Source organism: Microbacterium sp. LWO13-1.2 (genome assembly GCF_038397725.1).
Taxonomy (GTDB): Bacteria; Actinomycetota; Actinomycetes; order Actinomycetales; family Microbacteriaceae; genus Microbacterium.
In genome coordinates this window covers 1,451,632-1,467,754 of record NZ_CP151634.1, presented here as the reverse complement: position 1 = coordinate 1,467,754, position 16,123 = coordinate 1,451,632, and the positions used below count along the sequence as shown (strand labels likewise).

Genomic DNA, 16,123 nt, shown 5'->3' with positions numbered 1-16,123 from the left:
TCAGTCAGCGACCTCAGGCCAGCCGTCGCGCCAGGTGAGCGGTCGAAGGCCCAGAGTCGGGATGCCATCGGCGGCACCGTCGTAGAAGTGGAAGGCGAGCATGTCCTCGAACACGGACTGCCCACCCGGCCCGACGCGGGAGCCATCGGTCGTCAGCACCACGGTGCCGCCGTCGTCGAGGAGCTCGCCGCCGTCCGCATCCAGATACGGCCCCGTTACCGACTTCGATCGCCCGACGATGATCTCGTACGTGCTGTCGACGCCCTTGCAGCAGAAGTTGCGCGACAGGAACAGGTAGTACCAGCCGTCGTGCGGCACGATGTACGGCGCCTCGATCGCGTTCTCGACGAGTCCGCGATCCGCGATGCGGATCGGCTCGTCTGCGTCGGATGCACGCAATCCGCTCGGCCACTCCAGCTGCACCATATGGATGCCGGAGAAGAATGAGCCGAATGCCATCCACGGCACGCCGTCCGCATCCTCGACGATGCCCGGATCGATCGCGTTGAAGTCGGCGCCGGCAGAGGAGATCACCTCGCCTCGATCGACCCACTCATACGACGGATCCTCCGGGTCGAGAGTCGTGTTGGTAGCGAGTGCGATCACCGAATCACTGCTGCCGAAGGTCGACGCCGAGTAGTAGAGGTACCAGACGCCGTCGTGTTCGTAGAGCTCAGGAGCCCAGAGGTTGTCGACGCCGGGCACGGCATCCGACAACCAATCGGGCTTGGACGCCCAGACCTCGCCGACGTACTCCCAGCTCGCCCCGTCATCGGATCGGCGGATCTGGATGTTGCCGTCACCGATCTGCCCGTTCCCCGTCGAGTACACGTACTCGCCATCGGCCGTCTGCACGTAGGCCGGGTCGTGCACGAAGATGTCGCCGGACAGTTGGGGCGCGGCCGCGGCCGCGGTTCCGCATCCGGCCAGCGCCGCCGTCACCGCGACGACTGCGACGGCGCCGGCCAGACGCAAGAGAGGATTCATCGGATCAGCTCAGCGCGATGGCCGACCATGACACCGGCGGCAGCATGACGGTGAGCACGCCGTCGGCGAGCGCGGCGCCCTCGAGCGTCTTCAGTCCGACGCGGGTCTGGTTCTCGAGCGTGTTCTTGGCGTACACGTCGTCGTCCCAGACCGTCACGGCTTCGTCGATCGACGTCGCGCCGAGCTCGGTGACGGCGATCTGCACCTCGATGGATTCGGTCTGGCTGCGGTTCACCAGGAAGACCGCCGACTGCGGACCGTCGGTGGTGACCACCGAGTCGACCAGGGGTGCCTCGCCGTACACCTTCGTCTCATACGTGCCGACGTCGATCCGCGGCTTCACGATCTCGCCCTTCGCGAGGCGCGAGGTCACCGAGAACGGGAAGAACGTGGTCTGACGCCAGGCGTCGCCGCCCGGTTCGGTCATGATCGGCGCGATCACGTTGACCAGCTGGGCGAGCGAGGCGGATGCCACGCGGTCGTGGTTCTTCAGCAGCGTGATCAGCAGGTTGCCGAGCACCACGGCATCCGCCACGCAGTACACGTCCTCGAGCTGGCGGGGCGCGACGCGCCATTCGTCGTTGACCTCGTCGGATGCCTGGTGCTCGTCGAGGTACCAGATGTTCCACTCATCGAAGGAGAGCTTGATCTTCTTCGACGACTTCAGCTTGTTGCCGACGTGGTCGGCCGTCGCGACGACCGTCTCGATGAAATACTGCATGTCGACCGACGATGCGAGGTACGAGGCCAGGTCGCCGCCGCGCTCCTGGTAGTAGGCGTGGCAGGAGATGTAGTCCACGTGCTCGTAGGCGTGCTCGAGCACCGTGCGCTCCCAGTCGCCGAAGGTCGGCATCGACGAGCTCGACGACCCGCACACGACGAGCTCGAGAGTCTTGTCCGCGGTCTTCATCGCCTGCGCCGTGCGGGCGGCGATCTTGCCGTAGTCCTCGGCCGTCATGTAGCCGGTCTGCCACGGGCCGTCCATCTCGTTGCCCAGGCACCACATCTTGATGCCATGCGGCTCGACGGAGCCGTTGGCGATGCGCTGGTCGCTCAGCGCCGTACCGGAGGGGTGGTTGCAGTACTCGAGCAGGTCGAGGGCTGCCTCGATGCCGCGCGTGCCGAGGTTCACCGCCATCATCAGTTCGGAGCCGGTGAGCGCGAGCCAGCGCGAGAACTCGTCGACGCCGACCTGGTTCGTCTCGATCGAGTGCCAGGCCAGGTCGCGCCGCACCGGGCGCTGCTCACGCGGGCCGACCGAGTCCTCCCAGCGGAAGCCGGAGACGAAGTTGCCTCCGGGGTAGCGGATGGTGCTGGAGCCGAGCTCGCGGACGAGGTCGACGACATCGAGGCGGAAGCCGTCCTCGTTCGCCGTGGGGTGGCCGGGTTCGTAGATGCCGTCGTAGACGCAGCGGCCGAGGTGCTCGACGAACGAGCCGAAGATGCGCCGATCGATCGGAGCGACGACCGCCTCGCGGTCGATGGAGATGCGTGCCTTGGTCACGGATTTTCCTTCTCTGGGACAGGCCGGCTGCACGCGCAGCACGGCGAGGTACTCGGGCTATGGGAAACGGATGGGGATGCCGGTCAGCCGGCGTGGTCGATGCGGTCGAGTCGGCGGTCGATGAGCCGGACCGCGATCGCCATCGGAATCGAGACTCCGAGCAGCGGCAGGAGCACTGGGAAGGCCCCGACGATCGCCGCCCACGCCGCGATGACGACGAGCACACCGAGCGACATGGGAACGGACGTGAGCGGCAGAACCAGCGCGAAACGCAGCACCGGAACCGGGCGGTCGTCATAGCGGGAGAGCAGCACGACCGCGGTGATCGCGATGGTCGCGGTGCCGATCACGACGACGCCGGTGAGCATGAGCAATGCGGCGGAGAGCGGGCCCTGCAGCGTTGGCAGGAGCGCGGCGTCGGCAGCGAGCAGCAGGCCGGCGATCCCGAACGGGATGCCGGCGAGGTTGGCACGGGCGAACTCCGCCCGGTAGCGAATCCAGAAGGTGCGGACCACGCCGCCTTCCGCGGTACCGGAGAGCAGGTCGCCCTGCCGGAGCACTGCGGATGCCGCGACCGCAGCCGGCATGAGCCCGAGGATGCCGAGCCCGAGCAGCGTGCCGAGCAGGAACATCACGTTCACGGCGATCAGGGAGGTCACCACCTGCAGTACCTGCATCACGCGGCCGGTCCAGCCGAGACCGCCCAGCGCGGGGGCGGTCACGACGTCACCGCCTTCGAGCCGCTCCAGACGACACCGTTCGGGTCGATGCCGCTGAAGGCGAGGACGGTGCGCGAGGCGACCGGATCCCAGGCGCCGAACACGACCGCGTCGAGCTCGACTCCGTCACGCGTTTCGTCTCGCTCCGCGCGCTCAACGACCGGGTGCGTGACCCCGGTCGTTGAGCGAGGAGCGAAGCGACGAGACGAAACGCCCTCCACGAGGATCGTCACCGCGACAGGCTCGCCATCCGACACGGCATCCGATACGAGAGTCACCCTCTGCGCTTCGACGAGCGCGGACACCTCGGGCGCGAAGCGCACGGCATCCCACTCCCCTGCGACCTGCTCGGGCGCGGTCAGGCGCTCCGTCCCGGCCCCGGCGAAAGGATGCGGCGACACCACGGGCCAGCCGCTCCGGGTCCAGTGCACGCGGCGGATCTGCGCCTCGTGCCGCGTGGGCGCATCGGCCAGCCGCACGTGATGCACCATGAACGTCGCATCGCCGTCGGTGAAGATCGAGTTGTGCCCAGGCGCGATGAACCCGGTGCCACCAGGGAAGCGGTGGCCGCCGAGCACCTTGGTACCGGTCGCGGCAGCGCGCTCATCCGTCGGCGAGGTCAGATCGTTCCCCGCCGCATCCCGATACGGACCGGTGATCTCATCGGCGACTCCGACGCGCACGCTGTAGGTGTCGACGAGCGAGTCGTAGGAGACGAACAGCACGAAGCGATCGTCCTCCGGGCGGTACTGGATGTACGCGCCTTCGATCGCCCCGTCGACGCTGGCCGGACGCCGGGCGATGAGCGCACCGGGTTCGTCGCGGAGCCGCGTCCCCGTCTCCGCCGAGAGTTCGACGATATGGATGCCTCCGAAGAACGATCCGTAGATCATCCACGGACGTCCTGCGCGATCGAATGCGATGGCGGCGTCGATCGCGTTGTACGCGTCGCGGTCGTGCCGCGTCGCTATCACGATGCCCTGATCGGCCCAGGGACCGGCCGGGCTGCTCGCCGTGGCCAGGCCGATCGCCGAGGTGCGTGAGCCGAACGTCGAGGCCGAGTAGTACATGTGCCAGCGCGACGTGCCGTCCGCTGTCGGCCAGCGCACCACCTCGGGAGCCCACAGCCCTTCGGCACCGCTCCATTCCTTCGCCGCGGCCGGCACCTCGCCGAGCGCGGTGCCGTGGAACGACCAGGTGACGAGATCTGTCGAGGTGCGGATGTGCGCACCGACCGGGAAGTCCGAGACGCCGGCGGCGGCATCCGTCGAGAACATGTACCAGAGCCCGTCGTCGCCGCGGACCACGGTCGGGTCATGCGCGTTGCGCGCGCCCCAGGTGCTCGGGTCGTTCGTCATGGTCGACATCTCAGGCCTTCGATCCGCTCAGAGCGACCGATTCGATGATCTGCCGCTGGAACACGACGAATACGACGAGCACGGGCACCAGCGCGATGAAGGACGCCGCCATGATCAGCGGGTAGTCGGTCTGGCTGGCATAGGTGGCGTTGAAGCTCGCGATCACGAGCTGCAGGGTCTGCTTCTCGGGCGAGTTCAGGTAGATGATCGGCGCGAGGTAGTCGTTCCACATCGCCATGAACCAGAGGATGAACTGCGCCGCGATCGCCGGACGGATCGCCGGGAAGATCAAGGTGAAGAAGATCCGCAGGTAGCCGGCGCCGTCGAGCTTCGCCGCCTCGATGATCGAGTCGGGAACCGAGTCGAGGAACTGCCGGAGGAAGAAGATCATCACGATGTTGCCGAACAGGCCGGGCAGGATCAGCGGCCACAGGGTGTCGACCATTCCGGCATCCGCGAACATCTTGAACTGCGGGATCATGATCGTCGGGAACGGGATCATGATCGCCGAGAGCATCGCCAGGAACACGACGTTCTTGAACGGGAGCCGCATCTTCGCGAAGGCGAAGGCCGCGACCGCCGAGGTCACCGTGCCGACGACGGTGACGCTCACCGAGACGATGATGCTGTTCCAGATGCCACTGGCGAGCGGGCCGGCGGTCCAGACGCGGATGTAGGTCTCCCACTGCACCGGATCGGGGATCCACTGCGGCGGGAGGGCGAACACGGCCTCTTTGGTCTTCAGCGAAGTGCTGAAGGTCCACAGCAGCGGAGCGATCATCACGATGCCGCCGATGGACAGGATGATCGTGACGATGACGTTCATCGCACGGTAGGAGCGGGAGCGCGTGCCGACCGGGGCATCCGATCCGCCGGAGACGCGGCGCGGGAGCCGGCGGCGGGCGGTCACCGGTAACACGGTGGTCATCGTTCCAGGCGCTGTCTCCGTCTCGCGGACTGCCTGCATTCCAGGGGCTGAAAGAGTCATGGCTGCCTCACTCGATGGAGAACTGGGACCGACGGTTGACCTGGAACTGGATCGCCGTGATGACGAAGACCAGCAGTCCCAGCACGACCGACATCGCTGTCGCGTAGCCCATCTGGAGGTAGTTGAACGCCTTCTGCCAGATGTACCAGACGATGGATGCCGTGGAGAACTCGGGTCCTCCGGTGGGGGTCATGATGTTGATCTCGATGAAGATCTGGGCACCGCCGATGATGCTGGTGACGACGAGGAAGAAGGTCACCGGGCGCAGCATCGGGATCGTGATGTGGCGGAACTGCGAGAACGCGCCCGCCCCGTCGATGGCCGCGGCCTCGTACAGGTGCCGCGGCACCGACTGCAGCGCCGCCAGATAGAGGAGCATCGAGAACCCGAGGCCCTTCCACACGGCCATGATCACGATCGCCGGCTTCGCGGTGTCGGCGTTCTGCAGCCAGTTCGGGCCGTCGATCCCGAAGAACGCCAGCACCTGGTTGACCAGGCCGAAGTCGCCGTTGTACGCCCACTGCCAGAGGATGGCGACAGCGGCGAGCGAGGAGATGACGGGCACGTAGTACACGGTGCGGAAGAACGTGGTGCCGCGCATCTTGCGGTTGAGGGCGAGCGCGAGCAGCAGCGAGATGACCAGTCCGATCGGGATGCCGATCATCATGAACACCGTGTTGCCCATCGCCTGCCAGAAGTACGGGTCGTTCCACATCTCGACGTAGTTGTCGAGGCCGTTGAGCACCGGCTCGCCGAGACCGTTCCACTTGGTGAACGACGCGTACACGGCGAACAGCAGCGGGTAGGCGATGAAGATCAGGAACCCGAGCACCGGGACGGCGATGAAGGCGGCGGCGGCGAGATGCTCGCGCCGGTGCAGCCGGGAGCGACGAATGGTCGTCGTGGACATGGTCACCTCTTCTGTGAGACGTACGGATGGTGCCGGGGCCGGCCGTGGGGGCCGGCCCCGGGGGATCCGCTAGCCGATGCCTGCGTCGGCGTTCGCCTTGTCGAGCAGCTGCTGCATGCGCGGCTGCACCTCGGCGAGGTAGTCCTCGGCGGACTGCTCGCCGTCGAGGACGGGCTGGATGTTCTTGAAGAGCTCGTCGTACCACTCGGCGCTGTAGGTGGTGTTGGCCGGAAGCGCCCTGCCGTACTCGTTCGCGATGTCGAGGAACTCCTGCTTGTTCGCCGGCGGCAGCGTCGCGGAGGCGACCCACTCGTCGGCCATGTCCTTCAGGTTCGGCACCTGCACGCCCGCATCGACGAGGGACTGCTGCGCCGTCGGATCCGTGGACAGGTAGATCGCGAGTTCGGTCGCGATGTCGGCGTTCTTCGTCGTCTCGGCGACGGCGATGCCGAGCGTGCCCGTCCAGGTCGCGGTCTCGCCGGTGGCGCCGACCGGGTAGGGGATCAGATCCCACTCGAAGTCCAGCTTCTCGTAGGTGGGCACGTCCCACGGGCCGACCGGGAAGAAGCCGATCTGTCCCTGCATCCAGCGCTGGTAGGTGTCCAGCGTCTGCGCGTCGGAGGTGGACGGCGTGACCTTCTCGACATTGGACATGTCGGCGAAGAACTGCAGCGCCTCGGCGAACTCCGGAGTGTCCACCGTGACCTTGGTGCGATCCTCGTTCAGCCAGTCGCCGCCGTTGGACCAGACGAACGGCTGCAGATTCCACTGCACGTTGAGTCCGGTGCCCCACTGGTCGAGCGTTCCGTCGGAGTTCGTGTCGAGGGTCAGCTTCTTGGCGACGTCGACGAACTCGGCCCAGGTGTACGGGACCTCCGGGTCGGGCAGCGGGATGCCGGCCGCATCGAACATGGTCTTGTTGTAGCCGAAGGAGAACGGGCCGATGTCCTTGGGCATCGCGTAGATCGCGCCCTGTCCCATCAGCTTGCCGTCGAAGCGGTAGCTGTCGACGCCGTACTCCCAGATGTTGTCGAGGTCGACGGACTCCTCGACCTTGTCGGTGATGTCCTTGACGATGCCGGACTTGACGTAGGCCTGGACGCTGCCCGGGTCGATGTAGAAGACATCCGGGATCTGCTTGCCGGTGATGGCGGCCTTGAGCTTGGTGGAGTACTCGTCCGCCGTCGTCATGATGATCTTGACGTCGACGTCGTGGTCCTTCTCGAACTGCTCGATGGCCGCGGTGTACGCCGCCTTCTCCGCGTCGTTGCCGCGGAACATGAACGTGATGGTGTCGCCGTCGCTGCCCGCAGCGCCGCTCGAGCATCCGGTGATTGTCGCCAGGGCGACCGCTGAGACGGCCGTGACCGCCAGGATCCGTGACTTCATTGTGCTGTGTTTCCTCTCGGGAGCTGACTTCGATGTCGTCGCTCGGGCTGGGCCGCAGGAGCGATCTCTCTCGTTCTACAACGTTGTAGTAAACGTTGTAGAGACATTGTGACCCGAACGCCCCGCCCTGTCAATCGCGATTCGTCAGCGCCTGCCGCTCTCGTCGCTCACAGAGATGGAATCGGCTGGTCCAGAGACCTGGGGACCAGCGAAAAGCCTCTCCGAAGACTCGCGACGGCCAGAGGGTGGCGGGTCGGGCGACGGGCGAGGTCAGGTGGCGGGAGCGGACTCTCGGTCGAGGATGCGGAAGTCGGCCAGGAGCGTGCGCGGCGGCGCATCCGCATCTCCGGCGATGCGCGCCAGCAGCGTCGCCACGGCGGTCTTGGCGATCCACTCGCGGCCGGGATCGACGGTGGTGAGGCTCGGAATGGAGTACTCGGCCTCATCCAGACCGTCGAAGCCGACCACTGCGACGTCTTCCGGGACCTTGCGCCCCGCTTCCTGCAGCACGCGCATCGCGCCGAGCGCGAGCGTGTCGTTCAGCCCGAAGACGGCATCGAACTCGCCGCCCCTGGCGAGGATCTCGCGCATCGAATGGGCGCCGTTCGCACGATGCCAGAGCGTCGTGTACCCGACGATGTCGTCGTCGTAGGGGATGCCGGCCGCTTCGAGCGCTTCCCGGTAACCCCGAAGGCGCAGAGCCGCCGAGCCGATGACTTCGCCCTCGTGAGCACCGACCACGGCGATCCGCCGGCGCCCATGGGCGATGAGGTACTCGGTGGCCGCGCGGGCCGCTTCGACGTTGCGCATCGTGACGTGGTCCGTAGGGCCGTCGAAGATGCGCTCGCCGAGCAGCACCAGCGGGAAGCCCACGTCGAGCGCGGCGGCATCCTCCTGCCCCATGCCCAGCGGACTGAAGATCAGTCCGTCGGTGAGCTTGAGACGCGAGCTGCGCAGCAGTTCGAGTTCCCTGGTGCGATCGGCGCCGGTCTGCTCGACGAGCACGACGACGCCGGCGGCTTCGGCCTCGTGGATGACCTGGGCGGCGAGCTCAGCGAAGTAGGCGAGGCTCAGATCGGGCAGTGCGAGAGCGATCGCGCCGGTGCGGCCGGAACGGAGGTTCCGCGCGGTGAGGTTGGGCGTGTAGCCGAGTTCGGCGATCGCCGCTTCGACCTTCTCCCTGGTCGCCGGGCGGATATGCGGGTAGTCGTTGATGACATTCGAGACCGTCTTGATCGAGACGCCGGCGAGCCCCGCCACGTCGTGCAACGTCACCGCCATCCGATCCCCCTGTTCCGACATCATTCTACAACGTTGCAGAATCGTGTCATTACGACGAGATCACCCTACAGCCGCACCCGTGCGCCCTCAGACACCACCCTCGGTCACCTGGAGCACCGCCCCCACCGAGAGGTCGTCAGCCGACGGCCCCGCCGCGACCCGATACGCGCCCGCCTGCACGCGCAACGCTCCCTGGTGCAGCCAGTCGTCGACCGCGCCCTCCACGCGGATGCCGTCGTCCCAGACCGCGAGCCGCGCCGGGTCGAACCCGATCTCGACGTCGCGCTCCTCCCCCGGCTCGAGCCTGACGCGACGGTAGCCGACCAGCACGCGGCGCGGCGTCGGAATCGGCAGATCCGAGGGAGCGAGCGCGTACAGCTGCACGAGCTCCTCCGCCACGCGCGCGCCGCGGTTCGCGACGCGAACGGTGGTCCGAACCGATGCGTCCGACGGGTCTGTCGCGACCAGCGGTGCATGCCGATGCGACGGAGCCGGCGCCTCGACCGCGGGGTCGTCGAGCGTCACTCCGAGGTAGGCGACCTCGCTCAGCGTCAGCCCGTGCCCGAACGCGAAGGCGTACGGCGACGGCTGGTGCCGATAGGTCGCCCCCTGCCGCAGCGTGTCGTAGTCGAACAGGTCACCCGCCTGAGCGGCATCCGTCGGCCACGACTGCGCGAGCCGACCGCTCGGCGGCACATCACCGCTGAGCACGTCGGCGACGCCGTTGCCCAGCTCCTGTCCGCCATGACTCGACCAGACGATGGTGCCGGCATCCGCCATGCCCTCCCCGAGCACGTACGGGTAGCTCGACACGATCGCGAGCACCGCGTCGGCGTTCTGCTCGCGCGCGGCGCGCCAGACGGCGACCGCCGACTCCGGCAGCATCAGATGCGGGCGATCCTCGGTCTCGCGCCCCGAGAGGTGCGGGTCGTTGCCGACCGCGACGATCACGACGTCCGCCTCGGCGGCGGCCTCTACGACCGCGGCCTGCCCTGAGCGAATCACTCGCGCGGCGAAGCGCGACGCGTCGCCGACGGTGATGCCCTCCGCCACCAGAAGCCCGACCTCGCGCGACACCTTGACCCAGCGCCCTGAGCCGAGGTGCAGCAGCGACCACGACCCGTCCGCGTGCACGTGCTTCCGGAAGGTCTCCTGCACGACCCAGCCCCCGACGCGATCGGCGTCGGCCCGCATCGGCCACGCGCCGCCGGTGAGCAGCCGCCCGCTCGCATGCGAGCGCAGGGTCAGGATGCCGTCGCCCCAGTCGGTGAGGTCCCACATCGCGGCCTCGCCGGCAGCATCCGCCGACGCGTCCACTGCCGCGCCGTCGTGATCGGCGGCGACGTAGCGCCCGGACGCGAGGTCGCGCAGGGCGATCGTGTCGGCGCCGGTCTCGACGCGCACGGCGGCCGAGGGGTAACGGGCACCGATTCCCTGTGCGATGCCCACGGCATAGGGCGGCGTCCCGGCGTACCAGTCCGTGAGCACCAGATCGGCGAGCGGTCCGACGACAGCCACGGATGCGGGAGCCGCGAGCGGCAGCAGCGCAGCGTCGTTCCGCAGCACCACGACCGAGCGGGCGACGACCTCTCTGGCGAGGGCACGGGATGCCGGCGCGTCGATGTCGTCGGCAGTGATGCCGGCATAGGGGTCGTCCGCACCGTCGAACTCACCGCTTCGCACCCGCATCTCGAGCACGCGGGCGACCGCGCGGTCGACGTCGTCCTGGCTCAGCAGTCCTGCCTCGAGCGCACGGCGGACGTGCGCGATCGTCGGCTCGGCGTCGGCGCCGTCATCGGTGAACGAGTCCATGCCGCTGCGCACCAGGGCCGCGGCGGCGTGCTCGTGGTCCGGCTGCGCGCGCTGCACCTTCACCACGAAGGTGGGCGCGCCGGCATCCGACACCACGGCGAGCGAACCGGGCGCCCATGAGCGCGCCTCGTCGACGAGTTCGGGTTGAGTGTGGGCGGGCGTGCCGTTGACCTGGTTGTAGGCGAGCATCATGCCTCCGGCGACACCGCGCTCGATCGCGTCGCGGAAGGCCGGCAGCTCCTCCTCGTGCAGGGTGCGCAGCGACATCTCCGATGAGGTCGCCGAGCGGTCCGTCTCGTTGCTGTACCCGAGGAAGTGCTTGAGCGCGGGAACCGTGCGCCAGACGCGTTCGTGCCTTCCGCGCAGCCCCTGCGAATATGCGGCCCCGAAATGACCGGTCACGTGCGGGTCCTCGGAGTACCCCTCCTCGTTGCGTCCCCAGGCAGGATGGCGCAGCGTGTTGACGACCGGCGCCCACACGTTCAGGCTGACCAGCGGGTTCTCCGCGCGCTTGGCGCGCACCTCGGTCGCGGCCACCTCGCCGATGCGCTCGATGAGGTCGACATCCCACGTCGCCGCCATGCCGACCGGCTGCGGGAAGACGGTCGCCGTCCCGAGCCACGCCGCCCCATGAAGCGCCTCGCAGCCCGTGTGGAATGCCGACACCTGCAGCCGTTCGACCGCCGGGGCCGCCTGGTGCAGCATGGCGATGCGCTCGTCGGCGGTGAGCCGGCTCAGCAGGTCCTGTGCACGCTGGGCGACCGTCAACGACGTGTCGCGGAACGGCTCGGCGGTCATCGGGTCTCCTCGATCGTGATGGTGATGTCTCCGGCGCCCGCCGCATCGGCCGAGACGTCGCCGGCCTGCAGCGACCACGGCGCGCGGGCATCGGTGGAGCCGGCGGTGATCCGGTCGCCCTCGCGCCGCACACGGAACGCGGTCGAGGCACCATCGGCACCGAGTACGGTGACCGTGCGGTCGAAGCCGTCCGGCAGGGCGAAGCACCGCAGAGTGACACCGTCTGCCCAGTCGTAGTCCGGGCGATCATCGCGTGCGCCCCACGGCAGCACGGTGCCGGGGCGCACGCGCACGGGCAGCGAGTCGAAGCCGTGGCGTTCGCGCAGCCAGCGACGCCCGTCCTGCAGCCCGCCGTCGAGCAACGACGTCCAGTCGCCCTCGGGGAGGTAGTACTCGACGTCGCCCTGCTCGCTGAAGACCGGCGCGACGAGCAACGAATCGCCGAGCATGTACTGCGCATCGGCGTCGTAGCCGCTCCGGTCCTCGGGGAACTCGAGCACCATCGGACGCATCATCGGGGTACCGGTCTGGTGCGCCTCTTCGGCGGCGCCGATCAGGTACGGCATCAGCCGCATCTTCAACCGCGTGAACTGCCGGGTGATCTCCACCGCCTCGTCGTCGAACGCCCACGGCACCCGCAGCGACGAGGAGCCGTGCAGCCGCGAATGCGAGGAGAGCAGGCCGAACGCGAGCCAGCGCTTGAAGACGCCGGCGTCCGGCGTGCCCTCGAAGCCGCCGATGTCATGGCTCCAGTAGCCGAAGCCGCTCATCGCCAGCGACAGCCCGCCCCGCAGCGACTCCGCCATCGACAGGAACGTCGAGTCGCTGTCTCCGCCCCAGTGCACGGGGAACTGCTGCGTGCCCACCGTCGCCGAGCGCGCGAACACGATGGCCTGCCCCTCGCCGTAGCGCCGCTCGAGCGCGCGGAATACGGCCTCGTTGTAGAGGTACGGATAGTAGTTGTGCATGCGGGCGGGGTCGGAGCCGTCATGCCACACGACGCCCTCGGACGGGATCCGCTCACCGAAGTCGGTCTTGAACGTGTCGACGCCCTGCGACATCAGTCGCTCGAGGTGCTCGACGTACCAATCGGTGGCCTCCGGGTTCGTGAAGTCGATGATGCCCATTCCCGCCTGCCACAGGTCCCACTGCCAGACGCTGCCGTCGGTCCGGGTCAGCAGGAAGCCGCGCTCGCGCGCCTCCTCGAACAACCGCGAGCGCTGCGCGATGTACGGATTGATCCACGCCGAGACCTTGAGCCCGCGGTCGTGCAGGCGCGCGAGCTGCCCCTCGGGGTCAGGGAACGTCCGCGGGTCCCACTCGAAGTCCGTCCACTGGTACTCGCGCATCCAGAAGCAGTCGAAATGGAACACGCTCAGCGGCAGATCGCGCTCGGCCATGCCGTCGATGAACGCGTTGACGCTCGCCTCGTCGTAGTCGGCGGTGAACGACGTGGTCAGCCACAACCCGAACGACCAGGCCGGCACCCTGGCCGGGCGTCCGGTGAGTCCGGTGTAGCGGCGCAGCACGTTTTTCGGGGTCGGCCCGGCGATCACGAAGTAGTCGATCGTCTCGCCCGGCACGGAGAACTGCACGCGGGTGTTGACCTCGGAACCGACCTCGAAGGAGACGTTGTCGGGGCTGTCGACGAGGACGCCGTAGCCCCGGCTCGACAGGTAGAACGGGATCGACTTGTACGACTGCTCGCTGGAGGTGCCACCATCGGCGTTCCAGGTGTCGACGGTCTGACCGTTCTTGATGAGCGCGCCGAACCGCTCGCCGAGACCATAGATGCGCTCCCCCGGCTCGAGCGTCAGCTGCTGATGCACCCAGGCGCCGTCCGGCCCCGAGATGTGACCGCTCGACCGGGGCAGGGCGCGGGTGATCACGGTGTCGCCCTGCTCGAAGTCGATCTGCCACTGACCGGTGCGACGCACCCGAACGCGGAGTCCGTCGGCGTCGAGCACGCCGTACTCGTCGTCGAGGCTCACGACCGGGAGGAACCCCGGCTGGGCGGCGATCGCGAAGTCGGGGCGAGGGTGCACACCACCCGCATGGCGCTGCACCCTGGTGCGCACGACGCCGGGCGACGGTGCCGAGAACGTGATGGTCAGCATCGGACGATTGAGGGTGTCGCCGCGGTGGCGGATGCCGGCGGTGGCGGCGTACACGGTGAGCGTGCCCGCCTGTTCGTCGACACGGATGTCATCGACTTCGACCCCGAAGAGCGGAGTGAAACCCGGCCTGGTCAGCCAGTAGCCGTCGGTGAACTTCACGAGTCCGCCCTTTCGATCAAGGCCCGGACTTCGCCGGGGCGCACAGTGACGACGTGATCCGTCGCCTCCGAGGTCAGGAGGTCCACGAGTCCGGGGCGCACCGGAATGCGCTGCTCCTCGGTCCCGTGGTTGAGCAGGAAGAGCACCGGTCCGCGCTGCACGGCCTCCAGGAGGTCCGGCAGGACATCGAGCTCCGGCACGACGCCGCGCACTCCGGCGGCAGCGGCGGCCTCGCCGAGGATCTTCGACAGGACAGCATCCGAGACGACAGCGCCCAGGTGCCAGGCGGCGCCGGCTCCGCGGGAGTTCCGCGCGACTGCCGGCAGACCCGCGAGAGGACCGTCGGCGTAGGACAGCAGCACCTCGGCACCGTCCGTCCGCAGCCGCTCGCCGAGAATCGACGCTTCGGCAGCACCGTCCGTCTGCTGCCACCAGTCGCCGACGAGTTCGGCATCGTCATCGGGAAGTGCGCACCATTCCTCGCCGCTCACGCCCATCACCTCGCGCAGGAGCGCAGGCGAGCGGCCGATGAGGACGTGGGCATTGCGATCGGCAACGCCGCTGAACGGGCCGACGACGAGGTGCGCACCACGCTCCACCGCGCGCTCCAGAGCCGCAGCGGCATCCGGTTCGGTGATGTACAGCTGCGGTGCGAGTACGAGCCGGTAGCGGTCCAGATCCGCGTCGGGCGCCACCACGTCGACGGCGATACCCCTCCGCCAGAGTTGGCGGTACCAGCGGCCGAGCTGCTCCATCGCGACGAGCCGTTCCGTGGGGCGGGCCGGCTCTTCCGCGGCCCACCACGACGACCAGTCGAACACGATCGCCACCTCGGCCTCGACCGTCGACCCGACCACAGGACGCAGGAGCCGCAGATCCGCACCCTGCCGGCACACGCCGCGGAACAGGTCGGTGTCGGCACCGGCGTGCGGGAGCATCGCCGCATGGAAGCGCTCGGCCCCGGCGCTGGAGGCCCGCCACTGGAAGTAGCAGACGCCGTCCGCGCCGCGGGCGACGGCCTGCAGCGAATCGAGGCGCGCCTTCTGCGGGCTCTTCGGCAGATTGTGGGAGCGCCACGAGATCGCCGTCGTGGCCTGCTCCATCAGGATCCATGGTCGCCCGCCGCCGAGCGAGCGCATCAGATCCTGTGTGAGTGCGATGTCGACGGCCGACTGCGGGTCGGCGGGATCGGGGTACTGGTCGTCAGCGATGACATCGACGTCATCTGCCCAGGACCGGTAGTCGACGAGTGCGAAGAACCCCATGAAGTTGGTGGTCACGGGCTGCGTCGCTCCGGCCTCGCGGATCGCGTCGCGGATCTCGCGGTAGCACTCACGCAACAGGTCGGAGGTGAAGCGGCGGAAGTCCAGCGACTGCGTCGGGTTGATCAGGTAGGGCGCCCGGCGCGGCGGCAGGATCTCATCGAAGTCGGCGTAGTGCTGCGACCAGAACGCCGTCCCCCAGGCTGTGTTGACTCCGTCGACGCCGCCGTACCTCGTGTGCAGCCAGCGCCGGAACTCGCGTGCCGCCTCGTCGCCGAAGTCCACCTGACCGAACTCGTTGCCGACGTGCCACATGCGCACCGCAGGGTGGGTGGCGTAGCGCGCTGCGAGGTCACGCGAGATCGCCAGCGCGTGCTCGCGGTAGACGCGTGACGCAGGAGAGAACTGGTTGCGTGAACCCGGCACCAGCCGAACGCCGTCCTGATCGACAGGAAGCGTCTCCGGGTAGCGGATGCCGAGCCACGGCGGCGGCGATGCCGTAGGTGTGGCCAGGTCGACGGCGATGCCGGCGGCGTGCAACAGATCGAGCACCTCATCGAGCCAGGCGAAGTCGCGGACGCCAGGAGACGGCTCGATGCGGGCCCAGCTGAACACCCCGACGGTCACGAGATTCACGCCGGCCCGTTGCATCAGTTCGACATCTTCACGCCAGACCGAGGAGTCCCACTGCTCGGGGTTGTAGTCGCCTCCGAAACAGATTCCTCGTTCGGCCGTCACGGCACCGAACGAACCGGTGGCGGATGTCTCCGTCGACATTTTCTCTCTCATCTCTGCGATTGTCGAAGCGCTTCAACAACGAGACCATATACTAGCCGGGT

At 68.1% G+C, this 16,123-nt stretch carries 11 protein-coding genes; all 11 read right to left on the bottom strand.

Features of this window, described 5'->3' with window-relative positions; all coding sequences use genetic code 11:
* The 11 genes from MRBLWO13_RS07010 to MRBLWO13_RS06960 all read right to left on the bottom strand — a co-directional run bounded on the left by MRBLWO13_RS07010 (nt 1) and on the right by MRBLWO13_RS06960 (nt 16,073).
* Nucleotides 1–987, bottom strand: coding sequence for an arabinan endo-1,5-alpha-L-arabinosidase (locus tag MRBLWO13_RS07010; RefSeq protein ID WP_341977357.1), 987 nt, complete (start codon nt 985–987; stop codon nt 1–3).
* 4 nt (nt 988–991) lie between these two features.
* Nucleotides 992–2,491, bottom strand: coding sequence for an alpha-N-arabinofuranosidase (locus tag MRBLWO13_RS07005; protein ID WP_341977355.1), 1,500 nt, complete (start codon nt 2,489–2,491; stop codon nt 992–994).
* An 83-nt stretch (nt 2,492–2,574) separates the two neighbouring features.
* The gene (locus MRBLWO13_RS07000; protein ID WP_341977353.1) at nt 2,575–3,213 is read right to left on the bottom strand and encodes a DUF624 domain-containing protein; all 639 of its coding nucleotides are present in this window, start codon (nt 3,211–3,213) and stop codon (nt 2,575–2,577) included.
* Entirely contained in the window at nt 3,210–4,568 is a 1,359-nt protein-coding gene (locus MRBLWO13_RS06995; RefSeq protein WP_341977351.1) for an arabinan endo-1,5-alpha-L-arabinosidase, read from the bottom strand. The genes MRBLWO13_RS07000 and MRBLWO13_RS06995 overlap by 4 nt, the downstream gene beginning before the upstream one ends.
* A 10-nt stretch (nt 4,569–4,578) precedes the next feature.
* A complete protein-coding gene (locus tag MRBLWO13_RS06990; protein ID WP_341977349.1) occupies nt 4,579–5,496 on the bottom strand; it encodes a carbohydrate ABC transporter permease in 918 nt (305 codons plus the stop codon).
* A 67-nt stretch (nt 5,497–5,563) separates the two neighbouring features.
* Nucleotides 5,564–6,466, bottom strand: coding sequence for a sugar ABC transporter permease (locus tag MRBLWO13_RS06985; protein WP_341977347.1), 903 nt, complete (start codon nt 6,464–6,466; stop codon nt 5,564–5,566).
* 69 nt (nt 6,467–6,535) lie between these two features.
* The gene (locus MRBLWO13_RS06980) at nt 6,536–7,855 is read right to left on the bottom strand and encodes a sugar ABC transporter substrate-binding protein (protein ID WP_341977345.1); all 1,320 of its coding nucleotides are present in this window, start codon (nt 7,853–7,855) and stop codon (nt 6,536–6,538) included.
* Between the two features lie 270 nt (nt 7,856–8,125).
* Nucleotides 8,126–9,136, bottom strand: coding sequence for a LacI family DNA-binding transcriptional regulator (locus MRBLWO13_RS06975; RefSeq protein ID WP_341978313.1), 1,011 nt, complete (start codon nt 9,134–9,136; stop codon nt 8,126–8,128).
* A gap of 87 nt (nt 9,137–9,223) precedes the next feature.
* Complete coding sequence (locus MRBLWO13_RS06970) at nt 9,224–11,746, bottom strand: glycoside hydrolase family 3 C-terminal domain-containing protein (protein ID WP_341977343.1); 2,523 nt, start codon at nt 11,744–11,746, stop codon at nt 9,224–9,226.
* The gene (gene yicI, locus MRBLWO13_RS06965) at nt 11,743–14,022 is read right to left on the bottom strand and encodes an alpha-xylosidase (protein WP_341977340.1); all 2,280 of its coding nucleotides are present in this window, start codon (nt 14,020–14,022) and stop codon (nt 11,743–11,745) included. Before yicI ends, MRBLWO13_RS06970 begins: the two co-directional genes overlap by 4 nt.
* Entirely contained in the window at nt 14,019–16,073 is a 2,055-nt protein-coding gene (locus tag MRBLWO13_RS06960; RefSeq protein WP_341977338.1) for a beta-galactosidase, read from the bottom strand. Before MRBLWO13_RS06960 ends, yicI begins: the two co-directional genes overlap by 4 nt.
* Nucleotides 16,074–16,123 lie beyond the last annotated feature (50 nt).

What these genes read in the sequence shown, in the direction of transcription:
- MRBLWO13_RS07010 (WP_341977357.1), bottom strand. Translation starts at nt 987, where the DNA reads ATGAATCCTCTCTTGCGTCTGGCCGGCGCCGTCGCAGTCGTCGCGGTG.
- MRBLWO13_RS06995 (WP_341977351.1), bottom strand. Translation starts at nt 4,568, where the DNA reads ATGACGAACGACCCGAGCACCTGGGGCGCGCGCAACGCGCATGACCCG.
- MRBLWO13_RS06990 (WP_341977349.1), bottom strand. Translation starts at nt 5,496, where the DNA reads ATGACCACCGTGTTACCGGTGACCGCCCGCCGCCGGCTCCCGCGCCGC.
- MRBLWO13_RS06985 (WP_341977347.1), bottom strand. Translation starts at nt 6,466, where the DNA reads ATGTCCACGACGACCATTCGTCGCTCCCGGCTGCACCGGCGCGAGCAT.
- MRBLWO13_RS06980 (WP_341977345.1), bottom strand. Translation starts at nt 7,855, where the DNA reads ATGAAGTCACGGATCCTGGCGGTCACGGCCGTCTCAGCGGTCGCCCTG.
- MRBLWO13_RS06975 (WP_341978313.1), bottom strand. Translation starts at nt 9,136, where the DNA reads ATGGCGGTGACGTTGCACGACGTGGCGGGGCTCGCCGGCGTCTCGATC.
- MRBLWO13_RS06970 (WP_341977343.1), bottom strand. Translation starts at nt 11,746, where the DNA reads ATGACCGCCGAGCCGTTCCGCGACACGTCGTTGACGGTCGCCCAGCGT.
- MRBLWO13_RS06960 (WP_341977338.1), bottom strand. Translation starts at nt 16,073, where the DNA reads ATGAGAGAGAAAATGTCGACGGAGACATCCGCCACCGGTTCGTTCGGT.